General features: G+C 39.5%; 24 protein-coding genes. 4 read left to right on the top strand and 20 right to left on the bottom strand.

What is annotated here, in order from left to right:
• Positions 1–60: 60 nt before the first annotated feature.
• The 10 genes from ftsH to BUQ87_RS06615 all read right to left on the bottom strand — a co-directional run bounded on the left by ftsH (position 61) and on the right by BUQ87_RS06615 (position 10,246).
• Positions 61–2,016, bottom strand: a complete 1,956-nt coding sequence (gene ftsH, locus BUQ87_RS06660; RefSeq protein WP_038266227.1) for an ATP-dependent zinc metalloprotease FtsH — start codon at positions 2,014–2,016, stop codon at positions 61–63.
• A 74-nt stretch (positions 2,017–2,090) separates the two neighbouring features.
• A complete protein-coding gene (gene tilS / locus BUQ87_RS06655) occupies positions 2,091–3,497 on the bottom strand; it encodes a tRNA lysidine(34) synthetase TilS (protein ID WP_038266226.1) in 1,407 nt (468 codons plus the stop codon).
• A gap of 189 nt (positions 3,498–3,686) precedes the next feature.
• On the bottom strand, positions 3,687–4,109 hold the full coding sequence (locus BUQ87_RS06650; protein WP_038266224.1) for a YwiB family protein: 423 nt from the start codon (positions 4,107–4,109) through the stop codon (positions 3,687–3,689).
• 76 nt (positions 4,110–4,185) lie between these two features.
• Positions 4,186–4,992 (bottom strand): glutamate racemase, encoded by an 807-nt coding sequence (gene murI / locus BUQ87_RS06645; RefSeq protein ID WP_038266222.1) that lies wholly within the window; start codon positions 4,990–4,992, stop codon positions 4,186–4,188.
• Positions 4,993–5,017: 25 nt separating this feature from the next.
• Positions 5,018–6,070, bottom strand: coding sequence for a D-alanine--D-alanine ligase family protein (locus BUQ87_RS06640; RefSeq protein ID WP_200774448.1), 1,053 nt, complete (start codon positions 6,068–6,070; stop codon positions 5,018–5,020).
• Positions 6,071–6,320: 250 nt separating this feature from the next.
• Positions 6,321–7,010 carry a GntR family transcriptional regulator gene (locus BUQ87_RS06635; RefSeq protein WP_038266217.1) on the bottom strand — a complete coding sequence of 230 codons (690 nt, stop codon included), beginning with the start codon at positions 7,008–7,010 and terminating at the stop codon, positions 6,321–6,323.
• A complete protein-coding gene (gene ispE / locus BUQ87_RS06630) occupies positions 7,000–7,878 on the bottom strand; it encodes a 4-(cytidine 5'-diphospho)-2-C-methyl-D-erythritol kinase (RefSeq protein WP_038266214.1) in 879 nt (292 codons plus the stop codon). Before ispE ends, BUQ87_RS06635 begins: the two co-directional genes overlap by 11 nt.
• Before the next feature lie 211 nt (positions 7,879–8,089).
• Positions 8,090–8,359, bottom strand: coding sequence for a Veg family protein (locus BUQ87_RS06625; RefSeq protein WP_038266213.1), 270 nt, complete (start codon positions 8,357–8,359; stop codon positions 8,090–8,092).
• Between the two features lie 252 nt (positions 8,360–8,611).
• On the bottom strand, positions 8,612–9,256 hold the full coding sequence (locus tag BUQ87_RS06620; RefSeq protein WP_038266211.1) for a HesA/MoeB/ThiF family protein: 645 nt from the start codon (positions 9,254–9,256) through the stop codon (positions 8,612–8,614).
• A gap of 279 nt (positions 9,257–9,535) precedes the next feature.
• On the bottom strand, positions 9,536–10,246 hold the full coding sequence (locus tag BUQ87_RS06615) for a peptide arginase family protein (RefSeq protein ID WP_038266208.1): 711 nt from the start codon (positions 10,244–10,246) through the stop codon (positions 9,536–9,538).
• A 228-nt stretch (positions 10,247–10,474) separates the two neighbouring features.
• Here BUQ87_RS06615 and BUQ87_RS06610 point away from each other — a divergent pair, with 228 nt between their 5' ends.
• On the top strand, positions 10,475–11,728 hold the full coding sequence (locus BUQ87_RS06610) for a dicarboxylate/amino acid:cation symporter (RefSeq protein WP_038266205.1): 1,254 nt from the start codon (positions 10,475–10,477) through the stop codon (positions 11,726–11,728).
• A gap of 64 nt (positions 11,729–11,792) precedes the next feature.
• On the opposite strand, the gene BUQ87_RS06605 is transcribed toward BUQ87_RS06610, so the two are convergent.
• From BUQ87_RS06605 to BUQ87_RS06595, 3 genes are all read right to left on the bottom strand, one after another.
• Complete coding sequence (locus tag BUQ87_RS06605; RefSeq protein ID WP_038266203.1) at positions 11,793–12,485, bottom strand: RluA family pseudouridine synthase; 693 nt, start codon at positions 12,483–12,485, stop codon at positions 11,793–11,795.
• A complete protein-coding gene (locus BUQ87_RS06600) occupies positions 12,470–13,342 on the bottom strand; it encodes a class I SAM-dependent methyltransferase (protein ID WP_143182418.1) in 873 nt (290 codons plus the stop codon). Before BUQ87_RS06600 ends, BUQ87_RS06605 begins: the two co-directional genes overlap by 16 nt.
• Before the next feature lie 186 nt (positions 13,343–13,528).
• On the bottom strand, positions 13,529–14,713 hold the full coding sequence (locus tag BUQ87_RS06595; RefSeq protein WP_038266200.1) for an NAD(P)/FAD-dependent oxidoreductase: 1,185 nt from the start codon (positions 14,711–14,713) through the stop codon (positions 13,529–13,531).
• A 255-nt stretch (positions 14,714–14,968) separates the two neighbouring features.
• On the opposite strand from BUQ87_RS06595, the gene BUQ87_RS06590 reads away from it, so the two are divergent.
• Entirely contained in the window at positions 14,969–15,481 is a 513-nt protein-coding gene (locus BUQ87_RS06590) for a ferritin (RefSeq protein WP_038266197.1), read from the top strand.
• Positions 15,482–15,523: 42 nt separating this feature from the next.
• Here the strand turns inward: BUQ87_RS06590 and BUQ87_RS06585 are convergent, their stop codons facing one another.
• The 3 genes from BUQ87_RS06585 to rpsA all read right to left on the bottom strand — a co-directional run bounded on the left by BUQ87_RS06585 (position 15,524) and on the right by rpsA (position 18,799).
• Positions 15,524–17,131, bottom strand: coding sequence for an ATP-binding protein (locus tag BUQ87_RS06585; protein ID WP_038266194.1), 1,608 nt, complete (start codon positions 17,129–17,131; stop codon positions 15,524–15,526).
• Between the two features lie 3 nt (positions 17,132–17,134).
• A complete protein-coding gene (locus BUQ87_RS06580; RefSeq protein ID WP_038266192.1) occupies positions 17,135–17,515 on the bottom strand; it encodes an HIT family protein in 381 nt (126 codons plus the stop codon).
• 120 nt (positions 17,516–17,635) lie between these two features.
• On the bottom strand, positions 17,636–18,799 hold the full coding sequence (gene rpsA / locus BUQ87_RS06575; protein WP_242943794.1) for a 30S ribosomal protein S1: 1,164 nt from the start codon (positions 18,797–18,799) through the stop codon (positions 17,636–17,638).
• A gap of 344 nt (positions 18,800–19,143) precedes the next feature.
• Between rpsA and BUQ87_RS06570 the strand changes: the two genes are divergently transcribed.
• Positions 19,144–19,638 carry an SEC-C metal-binding domain-containing protein gene (locus BUQ87_RS06570; RefSeq protein WP_038266187.1) on the top strand — a complete coding sequence of 165 codons (495 nt, stop codon included), beginning with the start codon at positions 19,144–19,146 and terminating at the stop codon, positions 19,636–19,638.
• A gap of 46 nt (positions 19,639–19,684) precedes the next feature.
• Here BUQ87_RS06570 and BUQ87_RS06565 read toward each other — a convergent pair whose 3' ends face one another.
• Together BUQ87_RS06565 and BUQ87_RS06560 are read right to left on the bottom strand one after the other, a co-directional pair.
• Positions 19,685–20,197 carry a universal stress protein gene (locus BUQ87_RS06565; RefSeq protein WP_038266184.1) on the bottom strand — a complete coding sequence of 171 codons (513 nt, stop codon included), beginning with the start codon at positions 20,195–20,197 and terminating at the stop codon, positions 19,685–19,687.
• A 130-nt stretch (positions 20,198–20,327) separates the two neighbouring features.
• Complete coding sequence (locus BUQ87_RS06560; protein ID WP_038266180.1) at positions 20,328–20,522, bottom strand: hypothetical protein; 195 nt, start codon at positions 20,520–20,522, stop codon at positions 20,328–20,330.
• A gap of 304 nt (positions 20,523–20,826) precedes the next feature.
• Between BUQ87_RS06560 and BUQ87_RS06555 the strand changes: the two genes are divergently transcribed.
• Positions 20,827–22,266 (top strand): S-layer homology domain-containing protein, encoded by a 1,440-nt coding sequence (locus tag BUQ87_RS06555; protein WP_038266178.1) that lies wholly within the window; start codon positions 20,827–20,829, stop codon positions 22,264–22,266.
• A 64-nt stretch (positions 22,267–22,330) separates the two neighbouring features.
• On the opposite strand, the gene BUQ87_RS06550 is transcribed toward BUQ87_RS06555, so the two are convergent.
• Positions 22,331–23,485 (bottom strand): double-cubane-cluster-containing anaerobic reductase, encoded by a 1,155-nt coding sequence (locus BUQ87_RS06550; RefSeq protein WP_038266176.1) that lies wholly within the window; start codon positions 23,483–23,485, stop codon positions 22,331–22,333.
• A 417-nt stretch (positions 23,486–23,902) separates the two neighbouring features.
• Complete coding sequence (locus BUQ87_RS06545; protein WP_038266174.1) at positions 23,903–25,921, bottom strand: methyl-accepting chemotaxis protein; 2,019 nt, start codon at positions 25,919–25,921, stop codon at positions 23,903–23,905.
• Between the last annotated feature and the right edge of the window lie 514 nt (positions 25,922–26,435).

Below are 26,435 nucleotides of genomic sequence, written 5' to 3'. Positions count from 1 at the left end.
GTATTTTCAGTATTTTTTTAATGCATATTGCAAAAGCCGGGAATCCCCGGCTTTTGATTATTATTCATTTTTTGTAATTGTTGTCTCTGCTATTTCCTCAACCTTTTCAAGTGACGCCGCATTGTCTTTTTCAATATTCACTCCTGAAGAAACCGCTCTGTCGTGAGCCTCTTCCGCTTCAATCTCTTCATCAGTGACAACAAGCTCTCCATCAAAAGCTTTTTGGAACTGGTCTGCATCGAGAGTTTCAAATTTGAGAAGCGCATTTGCAACATCATGCAGCTTGTCAAGATTTTTTTCAAGAAGAGTTATAGTGTTCTCGTAGGCCTCGTCCACTATTCTTCTTATCTCTCTGTCTATCTCAGATGCAACCTCTTCCGAGTAGTTCTTTCTTGTAGTAAGGTCTTTTCCAAGGAAAACCTCATCTGAACCTTCCCCAAAAGTCATTGAACCCAGCTTTTCGCTCATACCATATTTTGTAACCATGGACTTTGCTATGTGCGTAACCCTTTCAAGGTCGTTTTGTGCACCTGTTGATATGTCCTTTAGAACAAGCTTTTCCGCAACTCTTCCCCCTAAAAGGTGTATAAGTTGCTCTTCCATCTCACTCTTTGTAGCGTAATACTTTTCCTCTTTAGGAAGTATCATTGTGAATCCTCCGGCTCTTCCCCTAGGTATTATAGTTACCTGGTGTACCGGGTCTGTGTCCGGCATAAGCGTTGCTACAACAGCATGTCCCGCCTCGTGATAAGCCGTAAGCCTTTTTTCCTTTTCGCTTATCACTCTCGACTTTTTAGCCGGTCCAGCTATAACCTTGGTGATGGCCTCTTCTACAGTTTCCATCCTTATGTGCTTTTCTTTTCTTCTTGCAGTTAAAAGAGCAGCCTCGTTCATAAGGTTTTCTATATCCGCCGGAGTGAATCCAGGAGTCCTTCTTGCCAGCACCTTAAGGTCCACATCACTCGCAAGCGGCTTCCCTTTTGAGTGCACTTTCAGTATAGCTTCTCTTCCCTTTATGTCTGGTACACCGACAAGCACTTGTCTGTCGAATCTTCCCGGACGAAGAAGAGCAGGGTCTAGTATGTCTGGCCTGTTTGTTGCAGCCATTATTATTATGCCCTCGTTTATTCCAAATCCATCCATTTCAACAAGCAGCTGATTAAGTGTCTGCTCCCTTTCGTCATGGCCTCCGCCAAGTCCGGCTCCTCTTTTTCTTCCAACAGCGTCGATCTCGTCTATGAATATTATGCACGGTGCGCTCTTTTTCGCCTGCTCGAAAAGGTCCCTTACACGCGATGCTCCAACACCTACAAACATTTCCACAAAATCAGAACCACTTATGCTGAAAAATGGCACTCCAGCCTCTCCTGCAACCGCCTTTGAAAGATAAGTCTTTCCTGTTCCCGGTGGTCCCACAAGAAGCATTCCCTTTGGTATTCTTGCTCCAAGTTCCGTATACTTTTTAGGACTTTTCAGAAAATCTACAACTTCCTGCAGTTCTTCCTTTTCCTCTTCAAGGCCTGCAACATCTGCAAATGTAACCTTGTTCTTCTCATTTTCCTTGTGCAGCTTTGCCTTTGACTTTCCAAAATTCATAACTCTGCTTCCGCCGCCCTGTGACTGCTGCATGAATACAAACCAGAACACTACGAATATCAGTATCATGAATACAGAAGGCAGTATTTCGAAAAACCATGGAGTCCCCGGTTCAGGTTCTCCGCTTACAATAAGTTTTCTTTCAGAAACCTGTTTTAATATGACCTCCGAAAGCTGGTCCCTGCTTACAGGGTAAGGAACATAGGATGTAAACTTTTGATTTGTGCCCTTTACAGTTCCTTCTATTATTTCATTTGTAAAATGTATCTTAGACACCTTTTCTTGTTCCAACAGTTGATATACTTGAGAAAACTCCATATTTACCACTTCTTGCGTGGGCTTACTCAGAAATTGTACTATCGAGACTATTATTATGAATATGAGTAAGTAAAAACTTGCTCCCCTGAAAAATTTCTTCAATACGAGCCCTCCTTCCTATATTTGTACCTGTTAATTTTAACATAAAGATATTTCAAGTTCAATATTTACCAATTCTATCTCTTTCTAGCGCTTATCTTAATTACACTGGATGTTTTGCCGTCAACCTTGTAATCGTCACCTATCCTATAGCCATATATCCACATTATCCCCTTTCCATCCGAAATTACAGGTATTTTGTCCCTTTCACTTCTTTCTATTTTCATATCTATGAAGATATCCTTGACCTTTTTGCTTCCTCCAAGACCTACAGGTCTTATCCTGTCACCTTCTTTTCTGCTTCTTACCGTGACCTTTCCATCTATTTTGTCCAAGTCCAAATATATACAGCCTTTTTCATATTTGAATTTGCTCCCTTCTTTCTTTTGCATGGTGGATGAGTCAATTTCCATGCCAATTTCTTTTATGAATATACTGCCTTCTTTCGGAAGAGTATAGCTGAAGCTTTCGCTTTTACTCTCCTTCGGAAGGATCTCATCCCTTATTCCTACTATGACATCGTTTCCTCTTTTGAGCGCAGCCATATTGCGCGGAAGATCTATTGACGCACCTTCTCGCCCTTTCCCTGCAAGACCCATGACATCTTCGACATGCACCAGTTCAAAACCTTTTATATCCTCAAGAACGTGCTCAACTGACATTCTTACAAGCCTTGTCGAGATAGCTCTGTGAAGACTGCAAAGCTCGTTTGCATCAATTCTTATGCTCTTGTCGCTGTTTTTTTTGCAAAGCCTTTCAAAACTCTCTTCAGCTCTGGAATTTATATAGTCGCAGTCGTCCCCCAAAAGCCTACTCATTCTGGAAAGGGCCTTTTTTATGTTTGGATTGAAGCTTTTTTCGATATACGGGATTAGGCTGAGCCTTACCTTGTTTCTGCTGTATACCTCTTCAAGATTGGACTCGTCAATTCTAAAGTCTATTTCATTCTCCTTTATGTGCTTTTCAATCTCATCTCTTGTCACGTCTATAAGAGGCCTTATTATGCCGTCCGCCCTCCTGTAGTCCATGCCCTTTAACCCTTCAAGTCCGCTGCCCCTCATCATTCTCATCAAAACGGTTTCAGCCTGGTCGTCAAGATTATGCGCAACTGCTATACTTTGAGCTCCGAGGCTTTCCTTGAGCTCGAAAAACATGTTATACCTGAGCTTTCTTGCTCCTTCCTCTATGGACAGACCATTTTCCTTTGAATACGCGGGGACATCATAAGCTTTTACAAAACAGACTATACCCATTTCGTCACAAGTTCTCACACAAAACACAGCATCTTTTTGAGCTTCCATGCCCCTTATCTTGTGGTTTAGATGTGCTGCATAGAGCTTTATTCCGTATTCATCCTTGATTTCATTGAGAACGCGAAGCAGGCAAATCGAGTCTGGACCTCCCGAAAGGGCCACTATCACACTATCGCCTTTGTTTATTAGTCCATTGTCTTCTATTGTCTTTTTTACCTTTTCTACAACCATCTCTTATACCTCTTTTTTTTAATAGGCCGCCTGATTCAACCTTAGTATTTTATACCCACTTTGCTTTTTATTAATTTAATTTTTTTATTTAAAAATATTCTCCATACAATAATAACAAAGTTATAGTACATATTGTAAACTTTTTTCAAAATAAAATAAAGGAGGCAGAATTTATCTGCATCCTTTGTTTTAGCTTATGCTTATGTTCATCTTGTTCTTGCCTTCGAATATTCCGGCTATGTTTATATCGTACACAAGGTCTATGTCTATTTTGCTCTCGTCTTCATTCATGCTGATGTCAACATAATTAGTGAGTATTTCCATGGACAAATCCCCTTGCGAAGTCCTGTATCTGGTTTTGAACCTCTTCCCCTTTTCAAACACCATCTTTGACGTATTGCTCCCATATCTTTTCATTACAAGAAGGTCATCGGATATCTTTAGCATTGTAGTAGTCCCTTCCATTCCAGAAAGCTCAGTTTCCTGATATACTATGTACATGCTGTCATCCTTTGTATAAAACTCCCCCTTTGTAACAAGCTCCATGTCATCGCCGGTCCCTTTCAAGTCCACTTGCGATGTCTTTATTTTTATAACCACGTCCTTATTCAAAAAACCACCTCATCCCAAATAAAAAGACAAAATAAGCTACAGAACGATTCATTCTGCAGCCTAGATAATTCTAACATTAATATTTTTGTATTTCAACAAGATTTATTTTTTCTATATCCCTGTTCAAAAATTTCTGCCCGACACTTGTAAACTTTGCCGGATCGTCAGAAACAAAATATTCGTAGTATGGCCCAGTTTCTTTTTCATTCAAAAGACCCTTTTTCTCCAATATGCACTTTAAGTCCTTTGCGGTTTCTCTTGCAGGATTTACAAGCTGCACATCACTTCCCACGGTTTTTTGTATTGTATTGGCCAAAAGCGGGTAGTGAGTGCATCCAAGCACGAGAGAATCTATTCCGCTTTTTTTGACATCGTCAAGATATTTGTGTGCTGTAAGGCTTGCAACGTCAGTATCCGCCCAGCCTTCCTCCGCTATTGGAACAAAAAGTGGGCATGCCTTTCCCACTACTGTTATATCATTCGATATTTTTTTCATTTCTATCTCATATGCCTTTGAACCTATTGTTCCTTCAGTGCCTATTACCCCTACCTTTTTGTTTTTAGTGACTTCAAGCGCCGTCTTAACTCCCGCATTTATAACACCTATTATAGGGATATCATACTTTTCCTGAACTATTGAAAGGCTCCTTGCCGTGGCCGTGTTGCATGCAATTACTATTGCCTTTACTCCTTTAGTCTGGAGAAAATTTATCGATTGGAAGGCGTATTTTGTAACGGTTTGGGCAGATCTTGAACCGTAAGGCACTCTCGCCGTGTCTCCAAAATACACTATGTCTTCAAACGGAAGCACATTCATTATTTCCTTAAGTACAGTAAGTCCTCCTATGCCTGAATCAAAAACTCCTATTGGATTATTCTTCACTAACTACACCTCTTCAATTCCTAGTCTATTTTTTAATGGCAAGCCTTATAAGCTCGTCTATAAGCTTTGTATAGGGCATCCCGCTCGCATCCCAAAGCTTTGGATACATGCTTATCTTTGTAAACCCAGGCATTGTGTTTATTTCATTTATATACACCCTGTTCGTATCCTTTTCTATAAAAAAGTCTATTCTGGATATGCCTTCACCGTCTATCGCCTTGAATGCCTTTATTGCCATATCCTGTATTTCACATTTGACATCCTCGTCAAGCTGCGCGGGTATGAGAGTCTTGGAGCTATTTGCAAGATATTTAGCCTCATAGTCGTAAAAATCCTTGCAGGACAGCACCTCTCCCGGTACAGACGCCCTTACAGTCTCACTTCCCAAAACCGCAACCTCTATCTCTCTTGCGTTTATCCCCTGTTCTATTACAACCTTCGAATCGTGTTTAAGCGCTTCCCTTATTCCACTGGCTAGCTCGTATGCATCTGAGGCCTTCGATATACCTACGCTCGATCCCATGTTTGCAGGCTTTGTGAAAACTGGGTAGTCAAGCATGTCTTCAACCATTTTTATAACGTCTTCCTCTTTTTTTTCAAACTCGTAAGCCCTGACGCTTACATAATCAACTTGGGGAATACCTTCAAAATCCATTACCTTTTTAAACATTGCCTTGTCCATGGCTAGGCTTGACGATAAGACTTTGCATCCTACATATGGAATTGACGCCATTTCAAAAATCCCCTGGAGCGTTCCATCTTCACCAAACGGACCGTGAATCACAGGGAAACATGCGTCGATTTTTATGATTTCCCCACTTTCCAATTCTATACCAGCGGGCCTGCTTTGTGAAGGTATTAAATTTATATTTGACCCTTCAACCTCAAACTGGAGCCATTTTCCGGATTCCATATCATCTGGAGTGCATTTGCAGTAAGCCCACTCTCCATTCTTTGTTATCCCTATCATATATATATTATATTTGTCCTTGTCCATTGCCCTGCAGATTGAAGCTGCAGATTCAAGTGAAACCTCATGCTCTCCGGATTTTCCTCCAAACAGGACAGCCACATTCATTTTATTCACACGTACACCTTCCTTCCACATTTTTGCAGGATACATCTTTATATAATTCATTTTTTAATGGATATGATTATATTTTACACATTATTTTCTTTCAAGTAAAACAATTATTTTATACATATTTTGCATATTTTCAATATATGACCCGTACATAATGCGCCTTCTGTGCATCGGTATTTTCACATGTATTATTGCAAAAGAAAAAACCAAAATGAAAATTTTGGTTTTTCGAATAGTCTGAATTTTATACAAGCTTGTTTTTCTTGGCCTTTGTCTGTTCCACTATGAACTCCTGCTGAAGCTTTATGTGCTTCATAGCATTTTTCATTGCAAGTTCGGTGTCTCTCTTTTCTATGGCCCTTATTATATCCTCGTGTTCATATATAAGGTTTTCAGACCTGTGGTATTCAACTATATACATTCTCCTGAATCTGTATACCTGTTCTCTGAGTGAGTTGTTTATCTGCATAAGCTTTTTGTTCATTGTCGCTTTGAATATGACCTCATGGAATGCTATGTCAGCCTCAACCATCTTTTCGGAATTATTTTCATCATATGCCTCTTTAAATATTTCAAGTATTCTCTTAAGTTCTTCTATTTCTTCCCTGTTCATTCTCTGCGCCGCCAGCATTGACGCAAAACCCTCAAGTCCTGTTCTTATTTCCAAAACTTCCTCTACATCTTTAACAGACACATCTGCAACATAAGCCCCTTTTCTAGGGATCATCTCGACGAGACCCTCAAGCTCAAGCTTTCTTATGGCCTCCCTTACAGGCGTCCTGCTTACCCCCAGTTCCTCGGCAAGCTGCACCTCCATAAGTCTTGTGGACGGTTCAAGCTTGCCCGTCAGTATCGCCTCTCTCAAATGTTCAAACACTATATCTCTAAGAGGCTTATAGTTTTCAAGTTTGAGATTTCCTATCTTACCCTTCATACACTTCAACTCCCTCGTCTTCAGTTTTCGTTAAATATGTCTGGTCCCATAAGCTTTTGAGCTTAGCCTCGGCTTTATGTGCATCATCAAAATTTTTAAAAATTCCAAAAACTGTAGGCCCACTTCCCGTCATAATACTACCCAAAGCCTTTTGGTGCATCATTTTTTCCTTTATATGCGATATGACCGAATACCTCTTTTCACTTACTTGCTCAAGCACGTTTACCATTGAACCTGCTAATGATTTTATATCTCCATTTTCAATATATTCAATCACTTTGTTTGTATCCGGTCTTTCTGATATCTCTGAAATGTCGAGATTTTTATAAACTTCAACAGTCGATATCGAAAAATTAGGTTTGCAAACTACAACCCAAAAGTCACAGGATTTTTTTATAGGGGTAAGTTTTTCACCTATTCCCTGGGCAAGCATAGTTCCACCCTTTATGCAAAATGGAACATCAGCCCCTAGCTTTACTCCCATGTCCATAAGGTCATTTTCACTAAGACCCGCTTTCCAAATTCTATTTAGCCCCGTAAGCACTGCAGCGGCATTTGAACTTCCTCCAGCCATTCCCGCTCCAACCGGAATTCTTTTTTGAATATATATATGTGCTCCCCTGTCTGTTCCTATGAACTCTTTCATAAGCCTGGCTGCCTTGTAGGCTATATTTCTTTCATCACATGGTATATTTGACGTGTCGCTTTTTATGGTTATCTCTCCTGAAAGGTTTTCCTCGATTGTGAGGATGTCATGGAGTCCTATGGTCTGCATAACCATCTCCACATTGTGGTATCCATCTTCCATTTTCCCTAAAACATCAATAGAGAGGTTTATCTTAGCTTTTGACTTTAATTTTATACCCATTAAAAACCTCCTCAAAATGGCATAAAAATAACATATGACAAGTATGCTTGCCTTATGTATTAATATTGACAAAAATGAATCTTGAAGACTACATACTATATACACAATATATTATACTATAAATTACAAAGAAAATACAAAGACATTTGCATATGCCTTCACTTTTTTAGAGAATTCAAAAAGCCGCCCAATCAAAGGCGGCTTTTCCAATTTAGCTTGGCATTCCAGCAAGTTCTCCGTCAATTCCTATTTCAAGTTTTACGGTGGATGTTAGTACATCCGAATAGCTATATGATACTCTCGTTGTATTATTATATTCATCATCTATCTTTACTATAAATATGCTGGGATAGGTGTTTTCGATTACTCCTTCTTTAACTACTATCTTTTTTCTTCCCTTGTTAGCTCTAAGGAGTATTTTCTTGCCAAGGTGCTTTTCAATATCTTTTCTGATCCTGTCCAAAGTATTTTTTGTAGCCAACAAAATCACCTTCCTCAATTACTTTATGTTTACATAATACCACAATCCTTTACTTTTGTCAAATCATCAAACCTTATATTTTACATAGATTTAACTATACTGTCAATACATTTTTAAAAATTAGAAAACCTTTATTTTTCAATACCTCTACACGGCTTAGGCTTGTATTATATGTCAAAAAAATACAAATTAATTAAAAATTCTTCTTATTACGAATGTCTTTATTATTAATTTTTTTATTGTCCGCCATGCCTATCCATTCAAATTTTCAAAGTCAAATTTATATAATCTTTCTTCTTTGCTTCCCTCTCTCTCCAAAAGCATTCTCACTCCCTGCGAAATAATTGCCGATCCTATGAATCCTGCGCTGAAATAGGTCAATGAACCCTCACTCTGAAGTTTTTCTACTTCATGTATATACGTTTTTTCAAATATTTCTCCCGAAGGCCTGCTTATGCACACAGCGCCCTTCCATCCGCCTATGGCTCCGCTTATGAGCATCGTATCCGTGTCATCTGAGAGTTTTTTCAAAAAAGACTTAGTGTCTATACTATTGCTGCAGTCTATTATTATGTCCACTCCCTCGATTTTTACATTCCTTATGTCGTCATTTATTCCGCTAAACAGCACGTTTGAATTTATATCCTTAACCCGCTCTCTTGCAACATATACTTTTTCCTTGCCAATATTTTTTTCAGTGGAGAAAGGCTGTCTGTTGAGATTTGTCTGTTCGAATATTTCATTGTCCACAACCATCATTCTTCCAATTCCCATTCTTGCAAATCCTTCTATTACAAATCCTCCTATGGATCCGCAGCCTACAACCATTATTTTTTTCCTTCTTATGATTTCCTGCTCCTGCCTGCTTATGGCACCTATATTCTTTTGGTATCTCAATTTGAACACTCCTTTCCTCTTTTTCCTTTAATACCCACAATTTCACTTTGAAATCTTATACGCGCCAATACATTTTTATTCAAACTCTGTTGGCGCTTACATAAGTAACTCTTTATTGTCAATATCATAAAATATATCGAAAAGAGCCTTGTAAAACACGACTTCGAATATTCCTCTGAAAATGGGATGAAAACTGCGTTGCATACGGCCCTATATTCCCAAGTCAAAAGGGTGAAAAAATAAAGAATGGGAGCTGAAGGTAAATTCAGCTCCCATTCTTTATTTTATATATTCACCCATCATCTCTTTTACAAGCTCTATCGCATACCCCTGTTCTATGAAATACGGGCTTGTGGCTATTGTAATGGCCTTGGCTTTTTGGGCAAGTTCTTTTATGCAGTCCATTCTAAGGTCAAAGTCAATATAATCCATGTCCTTCGAGAATATATCAACGTCTATGTCCAGTACAAAATCCCCCTCTATGTCCCTGGTCTTTTCATTGAATCCATATTCGCTGTCTATTATAATGACTTCGCTGAAAATCCCCATTTCAAGAGCAGGCTTTATGAAATTGCCCACATTGAGCACATAATTCGTGTATTCAAATATGTCTTTTTTGTCAAGAGACTCTATATAACGATCCGGCTCTCTCATGTCCTTGTGTTGGTCTATGTGTACGAGCTTAATTCCCTTTTCAAACATTCCCTTTTCCAAGGCGTCCACCCAGAAATACAGCGCATGATTGTGATTATCGAATATATATGCCGTATTTCGCTCTCTTTTCAGCTCTATGAACTTTTCAAGACCGCTGCAGCATATCTCCTCGCCTTCAAGGCATTCGCAAAAGCAATATTCATCTGAAATTTGAAGGTCTTCAAGGCTGCTACCTAAAAGCGCAGGCACATATATCCTCTTTTGACTTCTCTGCTCATATGAAAACATGTTGTTTCCAACAGGCTTCTCTATATAAAAACCATTGTAGTAGTTCATTTATGCCTCCTGTAAAAAATAATTTGTAGAACTGTATATAGTGCAAGTCCACGCGTTTCTCCAGCAAGAACAAAACTTCTTGTGCATTTCCGCTTCGCACACGTAAACAATATTATTTACATAAAAAAATATTGTTTTAGCTATTCTATCAGTTTACATATTATTATACAATATAAAGGCACTAATGCTTTATTTTATTACAATCAGTATTTTTTAAGGAGGATTTTTATGAAGAAAAATAGTTTTTTCTCAAACACGGCAAACCAGATAATAATGGCTATGATACTGGGTATAGCAGCCGGTGTACTTTTGGGAGAAAAGGCTGCAGTGTTTGCTCCACTTGGAGACATTTTCATGCAGCTTATCAAAATGCTTGTAATACCACTTGTAACAGTGTCAATAATCTCGGGAGCCGCGTCTTTGGGTAATACAAAGTCTGCCGGTAAGATCGGAGTAGCAACATTTACATTCTACATGGCAACAACTGCGGTTGCCGTTGCCCTCGGACTTGCCTTCGGTGCAATATTCAAACCAGGCATAGGGCTTGACGTCGAAGCCATAAAGGGAATGTTTTCAAATGAGTTTGCAGACAGGGGAGGAACTCCCGGCTTTTGGGCTACAATAAAGGGAGTAATACCAGTAAACCCTTTTTCTGCACTTCTTGAAGGCAACATACTCCAGGTGCTGTTTTTCAGCCTGTTTTTCGGATTTGGGGTGTCTACTCTTGAAAAAAACAAAAAAGAAAATCTCATGGAGATATTCAGCAATATAACCGAGGCACTTATATGGATGATAGGAAAAGTCATGCTAATTGCCCCCATAGGGGTATTCGGACTTATGTCCGATGCCGTTGGAACATTCGGTTATGGAACACTTGCTCTGGTTGCCAAGCTTCTGGGAGTATATATAGTCGCTCTGGCAATTCAAACATTCGGGGTATATCCTCTTATTGTAAAACTGATGTCTTCGACTTCTCCAATAAAATTCATATCAAAAATAAAAAAAGCTCAGGTTGTAGCACTTTCCACAGCATCTTCAATGGGAACTCTTCCTGTGACTTTTGAGGTCTGCGAAGATGACCTCGGGGTTTCAAATGAAACCGCATCATTTGTACTTCCCCTTGGAGCCACAATAAACATGGACGGAAACGCAATATATTACGCTCTTGTGGCGATGTTCTTTTCTCAAATGTTTGGAATACAGCTTGGAGTGACTGAGTACATTGCAATAATACTGACGGCTACACTTGGGTCTATAGGACAGGCCGGCGTTCCGGGACCTACACTGCTGGTAGTTGCTGTGCTGCTTTCGGCAAACATTCCCGTGGTCGGACTTCCTCTGCTGTTTGGAGTGGACAGGCTTTTCGACATGCTAAGAACCGCAGTGAACATAACGGGAGACGCATCATGCGCCGTTATAGTCGATGGAATCAAAAAAGCAGATGAATCAAATATATCTTCTTCTGCAAAATCAATAGTATAATATAGTGAAAAATACGGTGCCTGGTCAGGCACCGTATTTTCATGTCCAAAAATATATTGTCAAATTATATTTCAAAAATATTCCATGGGAAAACATCCCCTGGAGGATTCAAATAAAACTCCATTTCCTCTTTAAGCGTAGGGTGAGTCAATCTTATATAATAAGACCAGAGCGCAATCTGCTCGCCCTTTTTATTAACATCCTTGCCGTATCTTTGGTCTCCAAACAAAGGAGTACCCCTGCTTGAGAACTGAACCCTTATCTGGTGGGGCCTTCCTGTCTCAAGCTTTATTTTCACAAGGCTAAGGCCCTTTTCACACTGCACCACATCATATTCCAAAGCCGCCTTTTTTGCGCCTTCGCTTAAAGGCCCAACCACGCTTACAGTATTCGTCTTCTTGTCCTTTAGAAGGTAGTCTTCAAGCCTTGATGCCTTTTCATCTGGACATCCCCTCAAGACCGCCATATACCCCTTTTTAAAGCTTCTGCTCCTGACTTGCTCCGAAAGCCTCGACGCCGCCTTCGATGTCCTTGCAAACACCATAAGGCCTCCTACGGGCCTGTCCAGCCTGTGTACAAGGCCAATGTACACAGCACCCGGCTTGTTGTACTTTTCCTTTATATAGTCTTTCACTATGGAAAGCATGTCCTTGTCCCCTGTGCTGTCTCCCTGAGTGAGCACATTTGGAGGCTTTTTGACCACTATTATGTGATTGTCCTCGTATATGACTTCAAGGTTCACTACTTCTGCTCCCATCTTGCAAATATTCCGCACGGAAGAACTACATTCTCCCTTGCAGTCGGGATTCCAACCTCTCCAGAATATATATCCCCCATATATCTTCTGCCCATAGTAAGTCTTAGTATGTTTTCAGCAACATAAGGCGAAAAACCCGACGTATATGAATTTATAAGGAAGAAAAGAGGATTATCAGAAAGAACCTGCATGCAAAGCTCAACAAGAGGGTAAAGCTCGTCTTCTATCTTCCACGTCTCTCCCTTAGGTCCTCTTCCATATGAAGGAGGGTCCATTATTATGGCATCGTATTTTTTACCCCTTCTGATTTCTCTTTTTACAAATTTAATTACATCGTCCACTATGAATCTTACCTTTCTGTCTGAAAGGCCTGAAAGCTCTATGTTTTCCTTCGCCCAAGAAACCATTCCCTTCGATGCGTCCACATGGCATACTTCTTCAGCTCCGGCGCAGGCGCAGGCTACGGTAGCTCCCCCCGTATATGCAAACAGGTTAAGCACCTTTACAGGTCTTTGGGCGTTTGATATCTTATCCATCATCCAGTCCCAGTTTGAAGACTGCTCCGGGAAAAGTCCCGTATGCTTGAATCCCGTAGGCTTTATAAGGAATTTCATCTCCTTGTAGTTTATCGTCCAGCTCTCCTCCATGTTCTTTTTGAACTCCCAGTAGCCGCCACCCTTGCTGCTTCTGTGGTAGTGTCCATGAGGATTTTTCCAGGCTCCAAGATCTTCTGGAAGCGGCCATATAGCCTGAGGGTCGGGCCTTCTAAGCACATATTCCCCCCATCTTTCAAGTTTTTCACCATTTCCCGTGTCTATAAGCTCGTAATCCTTCCACTTGTCTGCCAAAAGCATCATACAACATACCTCCATTTTATAATTAAAAATTATACTTTTCGTATCTATAAAAACCCTAATTATTAATTATATAATACTATCACCACTGTTTTCAAGCAGTGTTTCAAAGTTGAAGGCGGCCATGTGTCTACGGCCGCCTTAGTCTCTGATTATATATTCAATTGTAACCCCCAAATGCCAAATCATCTATACCGGCTGGCCTTCTTTTTTAAACTGGGATATGTCCTTTTTCTCGTTTATGGCTGTCATTATCTTTGGATATGACTGGACATCTCCAATCACCACACCGCCCACAATCTTTCCATCCCTGAAAAACAACTTCTTGAACTTTTTTTTCTCACAGTCTGACTCGACTATACTTTCATAGCCTTCTTTTGGAATAGTCTCTCCTATGCAGTTTATGCTCGTGCCAAACGAATTGAGCATTATCATAGGTATGCTCTCCTTAAACTCTGCATTTCCGCCTAAAGCATTGGCTCCGGCTATCTTGCCCATCTGCATCGCATATATCCAGTTCCCAAACCCTCTTCCTTCCATTTCGACAGCATCCCCGCATGCAAATACATCCTCGACATTGGTTCTCATCCACCGGTCCACCAATATGCCTCTTTTACAATCTATTCCCACATCTTTTGCTATTTTCAGATCCGCCCTTATACCCACCGAAAACAGCACAATATCCGCTTCGATCTCTTTTCCACTTTCAAATACCACCGACTCTACCCTTTCACCGCCATTTATCTTAACAGCCGTGTCTTGAAGTATTACATCTATTCCCTTGTCTTTGACTATGTTTCCCAAAAAAGCCCCTGTTTCGCTGCATATCTGGTTTGACATGAGCCTGTCCGTTACATTGTTTATCGTAACGTCAAGCCCCACATTTCTCATGGCACCTGCGGCTTCAAGGCCTAAAAGACCGCCTCCTATTATCACTGCCTTTTGGCTTTTCCCCATCCACTTCTTTATTTCAACCGCATCGTCAAGTGTTTTCAGAGTAAAGACTCCTTTCTTGTCAGAGCCTTCCATGTCCGGCAAAAAACAATTTCCTCCGCTTGCAAGTATTAGCGCATCATAGGGTATGACTTTTCCTCCTGATGTCCTTACGGTCTTTTTGTCCACGTCTATATTTTCAACCGTATTTTGAAGCATCACCTCAATACAATTTTCCTCATACCAGCTCTCTTCTTTCAAGAAAAAATTTTTCCCCAGTTCTTCTTCTCCTAGATAATGTGAAAGCCTCGGCCTGTAATAAGACATATGGCTTTCACTGGAGATCATAGTAACCGTACATTCCTTGTCCTTGTTTCTTATCGTCTCGGCTGCATAATGTCCAGCAGCTCCGTTGCCTACTATCACTATGTTTTTTTCCACAAATGCTCACCCCTTATGCTTTATTTTCAAACTCCCTATATATTTAAAATTTCCGTGAATCTGTTGTATTTATCTGTACCATATTCACCCATTATACCCCTGTATATTTTAGAGTAAACACGCGGCCTGTTTAACATTACCACACAAGGGTATATAGTTAACTGTAGACACATATCCAATATTTACATTTATAAAGCTAGAGTATATTGGTGTAATATACTCAGTAAATCAAAAACTTTTCAAGGAGGCTTAATCATGGCAAACAAAAAAATAATAGAGGCTCTGAACTCACAAATCCAAAAGGAATTCCATTCTTCTTACATATACATAGGAATGGAAGCCTGGTTTGCAGACAACAACCTAGATGGTTTCTCGCACTTTTTCCACATTCAGGCTATGGAGGAAAGAGACCACGCATACAGGATATTCGATTTCGTACACAGACTTGGTGGGACTGTAACTCTTGAAGAACTTCCAAAACCAAAAGCTGACTACGAAAGCGTGGAAGACGTCATAAAAGCTGCACTTGAGCATGAGCAGTTCATAACAAAATCGATAAGCGACCTTATGGACATAGCCCTTGACGAAAGAGATCACGCTACAATATCTTTCCTAAATTGGTTCATAGATGAGCAGGTTGAAGAGGAAGAAAATGTAGGAAAAATACTTAACCAGGTAAAGCTTATGGGCAAGGACGGCAGAGGTATTTTCATGATAGACAGAGAACTTGCAAAAAGAGTTTACACTCCTCCTGTATCTGGAGAATGATATAAACATAAAAAATCATGGACTTTCTCAGTCCATGATTTTTTATGCCTTTTTAAATGCGACTATGAAGTGGTTGCCGTATTCATCTACTGCAAGATTCATCCTTCCGCCGTTTTTTTCAACAAGCCTTTTAACTATATAAAGACCCAAGCCGCATCCCTTGTCCTCATTAGTCGTAAAGCCCTTTTCAAATATGCGCTCCCTTATCTCCTCCCCTATGACAGGAGTGTTGTTTACGACTTCAAATACATATTCGTCCATCTCTTCCTTTATTATTATCGAAAGAGTCTTTTCGTCCCCATCTGCGTTCTTAAGCGCATATACTGCATTTTTTATGAGATTGGTAAGTATTTTGGAAAGATCGTATATGTCTATATCTAATTCCTCTGTGAATCCCGACGTCCTGACTCTGAGCTCTATTCCGTGCTCTTGCAGATCCATTGTGTTTGCAAATATGGTCGATTCTATCTCGGGTATCCCTATCTCATATTTCCCATTTATAAGCCTTCCTTCAAAAGATATGTTTTCTATATACCTTTCAGCCCTTTCGCTGCAGCCAAGTTCTATAAGACCTCTTACTATCTGAAGGTGGTTCATAAAGTCATGCTTGTATATCCTGAGTTTTTCATTCATCTCGTCCGTCAGCCTGAGCCTGTAATTGACCATTTCTTTTTCAGTCATGAGGTTTGATATCGCCGCAGTTGAAAACAGCATGAAAAATCCCGAAAACACCACTATGACCATGACAAGCCAAAAACTCCCATTGAGGCTGCTTCTTTCTGAATGCACAAGGTCTTCAGAAGGTATTATGCTGACTACTTTCCATTTCAAATCGCTTATTGGGACTATGTCTATGCTGTATTCCTTCTTATCCTTGTTTACAAATGATGCCGTGTAAAAGGCTTCCGATTCTATAAGCCGTATGATTTCATCCTCAATAAAATAGTATGACTTGCCGCCGAATACATTCTTGCAGTCTGCATCATATATTACAACAGAACCCTTGCTGCTTGGAAAAATTTCCTTGTGCAAATATTCAAAATGCTTTTCTTCCACAAATGTCACAAAATATCCGCTTAGAGCCCCGGAATCCGAAAATATTTTCTGGACAAATACTAGGGATTCTCCCCTTTTGAATGTATCTTCAAAGTCGAACGCCCATAGATACCCGCCCTTTTCACTTGACACATCCTCATATATTCGGCTTTTGAAAAATTCGTCCGCATCGATTTTCAGCCCGTCGTCACCGTAAAAACACCTTCCGGTTTTTGAAATCATTATGTAATCCACAATATAGGGCATCTCTTTTCTTGCTTCCTCGAATTTTTTATCCATGAAGACATCAAACTTTTGAATATTGTCCTCACTTATGTTTTCGATATCTCCAAGTATTTTTATGACGCCCCTGTTTTCGCTTATTGGAAGTGTGAGCTTTCTTATATCTGTAAGGCTCATCCCTATATTATTTGCGGCCTTCAAAAGAAGTTTTTCCCTGTGCTGTATCTTGTCGTGCTTTACCACTTCAAGAGTATTTTTGTAAATTATAAACACAGAAACAACCATGGGCATGAAAAAAAGTAAAATGAACAGTATTATTGCCTTTGACCTCAAAAGACCTGCCTGCCTTGCCATATATATAAATTTCTTCACAAATTACACCTCGTTAAAAATTTGCTCTCCTGTAACCACTTCTTTCGGTCTCCACAGGTTGTCATCATGATATCTTGGAATCACATGGAAGTGGAAGTGAAAAACTGTCTGTCCAGCCGCCTTCCCGATATTTGCGCCAATATTATATCCGTCCGGAGAATGTTCATTGTCTATTATATCCTTAAGCCTGTCTGCAAGGCTTCTTACGGCACATACCTCTTCCTGTGGTATTTTGAAGAAATTTTCATAGTGTTTTTTTGTTATTATAAGGGCATGCCCTTTGTTTACTGGATTTTTGTCCCATACCGCGTAGGCGAGTTCATTTTCTGCTATATAATCGCTTTGGGATATGTTGCAAAATACGCAGTTTTCATCAAAGCACATATAAAGACCTCTCTTTCAAATTAAAATCCTGTAGGCGTTCAATCGAATACCGTCTGCATATATAAAAAGCCGGCAGAAAATGCCGGCTTTTTATTCTATATTGTAAGTGCTATATATTTTTTACTCTTCCTCAACAGCATCGGCAACGCTATTTACTGGAGCATCGTCACTGTACTCTTCTACGCTTTCCGTTGCTTCCTCGTGTTTTCCCTGAGCGTCCTTTATGCTAAGGCCTATTCTCTTTTCTTCAGGCTTAACTTCAAGAACCTTAACCTGCACCTTTTGTCCTTCAGCAAGTACATCTGAAGGCTTCGCTATGTGCTTTTGGTCTATTTGAGATATGTGGCAGAATCCGTCAAGTCCCGGCTCAATCTCTATGAAAGCTCCAAATGCAGGAAGTCTAAGAACTGTTCCTTCAACTATGTCTCCAACATTATATCTTTCAGCAGCTGTGCTCCATGGGTCTGGAGTTATCTTCTTAAGGCTTAGAGATATTCTCTCCTTCTCCTTGTCGAAGTCTAGTACATATACCTCTACCTCGTCTCCTTCTTTAACTACTTCTGAAGGATTGTTAACTCTCTTCCATGAAAGTTCAGATATGTGTATAAGTCCGTCTATTCCTCCAAGGTCTACAAAAGCTCCAAAATCAGTAAGTCTCTTAACCTGACCCTTTCTAACTTCACCTTTTTCAAGAGAGTCAAGAACCGCCGACTTCTTCTTGTCAACTTCAGCCTTTTCAACTTCTTTTCTTGAGAATACAAGCTTTCTCTTGCTCTTGTCGATCTCTATGATCTTCATGTCAAGAGTCTGTCCCATGAATTCTTTAAGATCCTTAGTGAATCCCATAGACATGTGAGAAGCTGGCACAAATCCCTTAACTCCTTTGAAAAGAGCCATTGCTCCACCTTTTACTATTTCTACGACTTTAGCCGGGAATATTTCACCTTGCTCGTTCATGGCTTCAAATTCATCCCAAACCTTAAGGCCTTCTATTCTCTTTTTAGAAAGAATTACATTTCCTTCTCCGTCGTTAAGCTTAACTATATAAACTTCTATTTCGTCGTCCGGCTTTACTTCTTCTGTCAGTACAACATCTGGGTCACTTGAATATTCATTTTTTGTTATAATGCCGTCTGACTTGTATCCTATATTAACCATAACCTCGTTTTCATTTACAAGTATTACAGTTCCTTTTACAACTTCACCCGGCTTTATTTTCTTCATTTCCTGTTCTTGCTGTTCCATAAGTTCTTCCATAGTCATCATGTTATCAGAATTATTCACTTTTAGTACGCCCTCCTTCAACTATCCTTAGCGCAGCTCCGGCAAAACTACACTGGATTATATCTTTATTAGGCTCAATATAATACCCTCAACAATTCGCCTTCTAATCACAGGTACTATATAATTCCTTATTTGATTATATCATATATTCACAGACTGCTTTAACACCATTTTGACAAAATGCACTAATATTATAAATTTATTCGCATTTTGTATTTACAAGTCATTATTTACCCATAAAATCGTTTTGAAATCAAATTTTTAAACCTTTTGGGCTTATACGCCTAGTTAATATGTGATATAATGAACTGGCAAAAACATTGTTTATAAGGAGACTTAATGATATGAACTTATTTGAAGCTTGGAACAACAGCTATGAAAACCTTTCCGACAAGGAATACGAAGCTTTTTGGAATGACTATCTTCCAAAAGAGATGGAAAACTACAAATACCTTCTTCAAAACAAAGACGAAGTTGTAAGCGGTAAGCTATCTGAAGTTGCACAAAAGTTTGACATGGACAGTGTGACTTTTACAGGTTTTCTTGATGGTATAAACGACAGCCTAAACGAGAGAATCGACCTTGAGTCGCTTGTTGAAGACAGCGACGTAAAGCTTGAAATCAACTTCGAAAAGCTTTACTTCAATATGCTTGAAGCAAAAGCTCACTGGCTTTTCGACCTTGCAGAGTGGGACGGAGTTCTTTCTGCAGACGAGAGAAAACAAATAAAGAAGGAATACAATAAGACAAAAACAGTAGTAAACGAAAACAAGACAGGCAGGAATGAGCCTTGTCCTTGTGGCAGCGGTAAAAAATATAAAAAATGCTGTGGAAAATAATATCTTATACTTCAAAACAGCAGGCATCAATTATGCCTGCTGTTTTTTATTGCTGCGCACTTTTTTGTTCAAGCCTTTTAGCCCTTTCTTCTTCAATGTCTATTACCTTTCCAGATTTGCAACGCACTACAAGCACAGGAACAGTTGAATTTATAACAACATCACTTGTAATGCTGCCCATAGTAAATCGCTTCAACCCTCCCATGCCGTGTGTGCACATTATTATTGCGTCGTATGACCCTTTTTGTGCATATTCAATTATCGCCTGGGCCGGTTCACCTTCTATAAGCTTTGTTTCAGCGTGAACTCCCTGCATGCTGAAATATCCCCTTGCCTTTTTCAGTATTTTAAAGGCGTCCTTGCTGCCTACAACGTCTCTTATCGTGGCTACATTTGCTCCTTGATAGAAACCCTGGTTTGAATCCCTTTTAATAGATCTGCGGCGAACGTGCACTACTGTAATTTGAGCTGAATATTTTCTTGCAATCTCCACAGCAAGTTTATATGATCTTTTGCAAAATTCAGACCCATCTATGGGAAGAAGTATACTTTTTATCATTCAATCCCCTCCACACAAACCCCACCGTAAAACATAAACCCTCTTGATTTGATGTATACCAAAATTCACATATTTTATTCAAAAATATATTAAGCCCGCTTTTTAGGCGGGCTTTATGTATCCGTATGTATTATTTTATAATTGCCAATATGGTACAAACTATACACACCATGGCCATAATCCACATATGACTGTTTTCATTTTGGTGTGCATTCCCATTTGAAGTGCTTTCATTTGCAGTTATCCCAGCATTGATTTTTTTTGTATCTTTTCTTTTTTTCCACTTTTCGAAATCTATTACATTGCGTTCAATCATTTGTTCCATATCCACCGCTCCCCTCGAAGGCTCATTTTCAATGTCTACAGTTAGTTCCGGTATGTTTATTATACATTATTTCTTCCCATTCCTGAATAGTGAAAACGTTTTTTTGAAAAAAACTTCAAATTTTTCATTCGCAAAACTTCAAAAAACATTTCAGCGTTGAGTATTCTTGAAGTTTTCGCGTTTAGAAATATCTTATTTTAGACTTTTACCGCCTTATCATTCAGAATAAATCTTAATTTCCATTCCATTGGGTAAATATAAAATAAAATTTTAAAGTCGATTATCGCAAAAGGTGGTGTTTATTTTGAAAAGTACGCTCTACAAATTTGCAGCATTTATTTTTTCATTCTGTATGCTTATTCCAGTTTCATTTGCTCAAGACGGGTTTATAAAAAGGGTTGACTTTACAAAGAAAATTCTTCAAATGAGTAATTTTGAAATCCCCGACAGCTCTTATCCTGTGGGCTTCAATGATATTTCCAATTTAAACGATATTATGTATATAGCAGCTGCAAACAAGTATGGGATAGCACAGGGCTATGGAGAGAGTTTCCGTCCCGATGACTATATAACCAAAGAGCAGGCTCTTGTAATGCTGGTTCGTGCAATGGACGAGGAATCATTTGCGCTTCAAATGGATGAAGATAAAATCCATTCACTGCTGGATTTTGAAGACAAGGATCAAATATCTCCCTGGGCGATTCATTCTGTGGCATATCTTGTTGAAAACGGGCTTATTCAAGCCGGCGAAAAGCTCATGCCCAATTCACTAATCACCAGTGAATATTCAGATGAAATTTATTTGGATTGCAAGTCTTATTTCGACTCAAACCTTTCAAAAGAAGGCTATTCTGCAGCTCTCATGCTTGAAAAAAGCTCAGAAAAGCTCTCCAGCTACAACACTTACAAATTCAAAGGTTCAATGGATATAGACACAATCACAACAGTTCCTTCTGCAGATGACATTTCAATCACAGAAACCGAAAACCTTAAAATGGAACTCATTCAGGAGGGAATATTTGAAAAACCCCAAAGGATATATTCTAAATCTACAACTACAATAACTCCTCTTTCGCAGGAGCAGGAGAAAAAACTTGAAGGAATGACAACGCAGTCATGCGAAGTGTATTTTGACGAAGAGGAATATCTTATGAAAATGCCTGGAGAGGATTTTTGGATTTCAATGGACATAAACCCACTGGTAAAGGATCTGCAGAGCATGACAGGTGGGCATTCAGTAGGAAGCCAGGCGCTTACACGAGATCAGATGAAACTATTTGGAATGTATTCCAGGTTTGCCGATGACACTAAAATAAATGGAAGGGAGTACTACTCAATAGATGTCTCTTTAGACAGCGATGCTTTCAATTTAATTTTGAGGGAATTTGTAAACAAAACACTTGAATACTATGACACAGGAATTAGAAATGCATCCGATGATAGCTCTGTGTCTGAAGATGATATAGACCAGTTAAAATCCATGCTTTCTTCAATGGTTTCAAACATGAGTGCAGCTGTAAAATACAAATTCTATATAGACAAGGAAACGCTCGACTACAGATTCATGGACATAGTCCAAAACACAAATATCAGATTGGGGGATATAATCTCCACCTCAAATTCAGCCGGAAGATTCGAGTATTACGACTTCGACATTCCTGTCGATTTTCCCGAAATAGATAGAAGCAGTATAAAGACAATCCCATCCCTTATAGACGGAAACGGGGAGAGTATAGCACCTTAATCTAAAACAGGCATTCAAACAAAGGTTTGAATGCCTGTTTTTATAATGTAAAAAGAGCTTTGTATTATCCCATCATTTCAATGAAAGCACCTATACGCGTAAGTATCTGCCCAGTATCGGATTTTGAGTAGTCAGTCTCAAGGCAAAGGTATGGAAGCCCATGCTTTCCGTTCACACGCTTTTTAACCTCTATAGTCTCAACATTATACGTATGGCACGCCTGAAGTATTATCTCAACAACTCCGTCTATATTGTATTTTTCAACCATTTCAGAAAGAAGTTCCATTCTGTCGTCATTAGGAGACATTACCGAGCAAGGTATTGAAATATACTTTTCAGCAATAGCCTCATAAGGGTCTTTGCTCTCGTCCACAAGCCTTTCATTAGACTTTACACCCCCGCAGTTTTCATAGCATACCACTACGCCGCCGCTGTCTTCTACGGCCTTGATGACCTTGTCTGCAACCCCGCCTAGAGGACATCCAGTTACAAGTATCCTCGGTGCGTCTTCAGGTACAGGCCTGTGCCCCGCCTCATATTCCGACTTTACCTTCTTGGTAAGCGCTTTAAGCTCGTCTATTATCTGAGTCCTTTCAAACTTGAATTTTATTCCCTCGAGCGTTTTTTGCATGTCAAGCCCCTTCAGTGGAGGAGGGTTCAGCAGCGACAGTTCATAAAATTCCTTAGTTACCTTTCTCTCTTCATTTACAAGTCTTATGGCAGCTCTTATCTTCTCGTCAGTTATCTTAACGCCGAATTGCTCTTCCATTCTCTCTTTAAGCTTCATAATTTCGCTCTCCCACATGTCAAAAGACTCTTTGTCATTGTAGTTTTGCGGAAGCTGCATTATGTGCATAGGCTTCATATCACCCAAAAGCTCATACATCTTCTTCTTGCCGTCGCACGTGGTCTCTCCCACCAAAAGGTCTGAAAAATAAGTGTATGGACATTGGTCTGTAAGTGCAAACCCGTAGCTTGACTTTATAAGCGGACAAAGGTTTCTTGGAAGCTCTTTTTCAGCAGCCGGGATGGGGTCCTCGCTTGTTCCGCAAAGCCCAACAGCTATTGCATCAGCCGCAATTATAAGCTCTTTTGGCGTGTACGTGCAAAATATTCCCACTACGTTTTTACCGCTTTCCTTAAGCTCTTTAACTTTCAAAAATCCTTCTTTTCTGGCATCGCTGAAGCCATCGAATATTTCTGGTAGACTTTTCACCATTTGCTCACCCCATCATATTGTTAAAATCTTCATATAAGCTTGTCTGCAGGCGTTGAAAATCCCATTGCAAGTCCAAATGCAATCGCATAAAAAAACCCTTACAAAACCGACTCTAAGCCAATAGCCCTTTAGCCAAGTCTTACAACGTCAACACTGTCCATATGAAATTCATTTTTTATTCATTATCTTGTTGAACTCTATATCACTAATTTTATATCCAAACATTTTTTTTGTAAAATTTGTATTTTTAATACTAGAATATGTGCTTATAAAATTTATCTATACCTTTATTATTGCCCAGTAGATATTCGTATACCATTGCTTCCGTCCAACAAAACTCTAATTCAAAATGTTCAAGTGTTAAAATGCATAAAAAATATCCGGCTGAATTCAGCCGGATATTTTTTATGCATGCTATTATATTTTAAATCTTCCCACCTGCTCTCCAAGCTTGTGAGCCAGTGTTTCCAGCCCCTGCGCACTGCTTGAAAGTTCCTGCATCGATGCAAGCTGCTCCTCTGTAGCAGCCGACACCTCTTCTGCCGCTGCAGATGATTCCTCAGCTGCCGAAGCCACGTTGTGTATGACTTCTTCAAGTTGCTCTTTTTGCCTTGTCATATTTACCATGTCGGATTCAATTTCCTTTATGTGGTCTACAAGCTTTTCTATAGAATCCGATATTCCAGAAAACACCTCGTTTGTGTGTTCAACTGTAATGCTCTGTTCTTTTACTGCTTCGTCCGAAATTTTCATGGCCTTTATAGCCTCTTCAGTACCATTTTGTATCTGAGTTATTATCCCTCTTATCTCTTCAGCAGATTTTGAGGACTCTTCAGAAAGTTTCCTGACCTCCTCAGCTACCACCGCAAATCCCCTGCCCTGCTCGCCTGCTCTTGCAGCCTCTATATTCGCATTGAGAGCCAGAAGGTTAGTCTGCTCCGCTATCGAAACTATAGTCTCCAGTATTCCGCCTATTCCGGCTATGTCGTTTGCAACCTTGTTTACTATCTTGTCGACTTCATGGGTTGCAGTTATATTCTGCTCATTTTTTTCTATGAGGTCTTTGACTATGTCTATACCTTTTTTAGCCATGCCCCCAGTTGCCTGTGAAATTCCTCCCATTTCAGATGTCTTTCCTGAAACTCCTTCTATTGCAATCGACATCTCATTCATCTGAACCGCACCTTTTTCTGTATATGATGCCTCTTCTTCCGCTCCTTTTGCTATCTCCTCAATGGTCTTTGCAACTTCCTCCGCAGACTGCGTAGACTGTAGCGATATGTCAGAAAGCGTCGTAGCAGATTCTCCAACTGTACTTGTAGAACCCTTTATATTTCCTATGAGAAGCTTAAGATCCTCCTGAAGGCTGCTTATAGCCCTAGTTATCTCTCCTATCTCATCCTTCCTCGATATATGCTCATTAGATATTTCAGTCGTGAAGTCTCCAACTGCCATATTCTTAAGATACCCAACTCCTGCTGCTAGAGGCTTTGCAACACTGTTAGCAACAGTAAGCGATATTACAACAGCAGCTATCGCTCCTATTAAAAGAGCTATAAGCGCAAAGTTCTTTATTACATTTGTATCCTCTAGAAGCTCCAGCTCTTCCATTGCCGCAAATATCTTCCATCCAGTCTGCTTATTTGTAGCATATGCAACGAGTTTTTCTTTGCCATTGTATTCATATCTGTCAAATCCAGATTCATTTGCCTTTGCATTTTCCCAGAAACTAAGCTTTGTAAGCTCCTCTGTTCCTATCAGCTCAGCATCTCTATGGGCAACTGTGATTCCCTCGGCCGAGATAAGATAAGCATAGCCATTCCTTCCTATCTTGGTTTTACCGAGCCTTTCAGATATGTCAGAAAGGTCCACATCTGCCGCCACAACGCCTACAAAATCTCCTGCATCGTCATATACCGTCTTCGAAACGGTTATTACCATCTTTCCAGTAAATGCATCCACATAAGGCTCACTAACCACAACTTCCTGAGGCGACGAATTTGCATCCTTGTACCACTGCCTAGTCCTAGGGTCGTACCCTTCCGGAACCGGCCCCGGGTAAAGGTATGTCTGTCCGTCTATAAAACCTATGTAAAGACCCAGTATATTCGGATTTTGACGTTCTGTTACATCCAGAATATTTCTGGCACCCAGCTCCATCAGAGGGTCCTTTGTAGTGTATACATTTTTCATGTCAGAGTTTTCAGCCAAAGCCATAAGCTGATATTTCATATCGTTTACGAGCATGTCTATCTGCTTTTCAGTCTCGCTTATTGTCTGCTGACTTGTGATTATGAGCTTGTCTTCAAGCAATTCATATGCCTTGTTATATGAAAAATATCCATATATCCCAAGCGGAATTATTATTGATAAAAGCACATATGCTATAAGCTTTGCCCTTATTCCACTCATTTTAAATTTACTACCCCTGCCCATGCTAGTCCTCCTTCACCTACTACAAATAATTTTCATGTCATTATTTTAACCCACATATAATAGCATTTAAACAAAAATAATGCCCAAGTCCTCCTTCCGATAGGTTTTTAAATCCAATAATATAATTCCCAATTGAAAAAACTCCTATTACAATAAATATTTTTAATTATCCAAAATTAATCCATAGTATTATTATACACTTTTTTTATTTCAAATACACTTTAGAATATCTTTTTGTCATTTTAAAACACTTTGCATTTTACTTTGTTTTACAATGTATTATTTTGTCTTGTGTGGCATATTCAATCAGATTATGGTCACTGGCAATGTTAGTTATTTTTTTATCATTATCGCTCCCGTTTCCACCATGTGCTCCACTTCCATAATCGAATTAAATCTCCATCATTTTTATAAATGCAACTTCTAGCTACATAATCAAAAACTTTAACCTTGCAATTCTATGCCTTATAATAAGTTTAAGTCATAATATAAATTTATTTTACATTTTTTACAT

The organism is Peptoclostridium litorale DSM 5388, assembly GCF_900141635.1.
Taxonomy (GTDB): domain Bacteria; phylum Bacillota; class Clostridia; order Peptostreptococcales; family Peptostreptococcaceae; genus Peptoclostridium; species Peptoclostridium litorale.
This window is presented reverse-complemented; position numbering and strand designations above follow the sequence as displayed.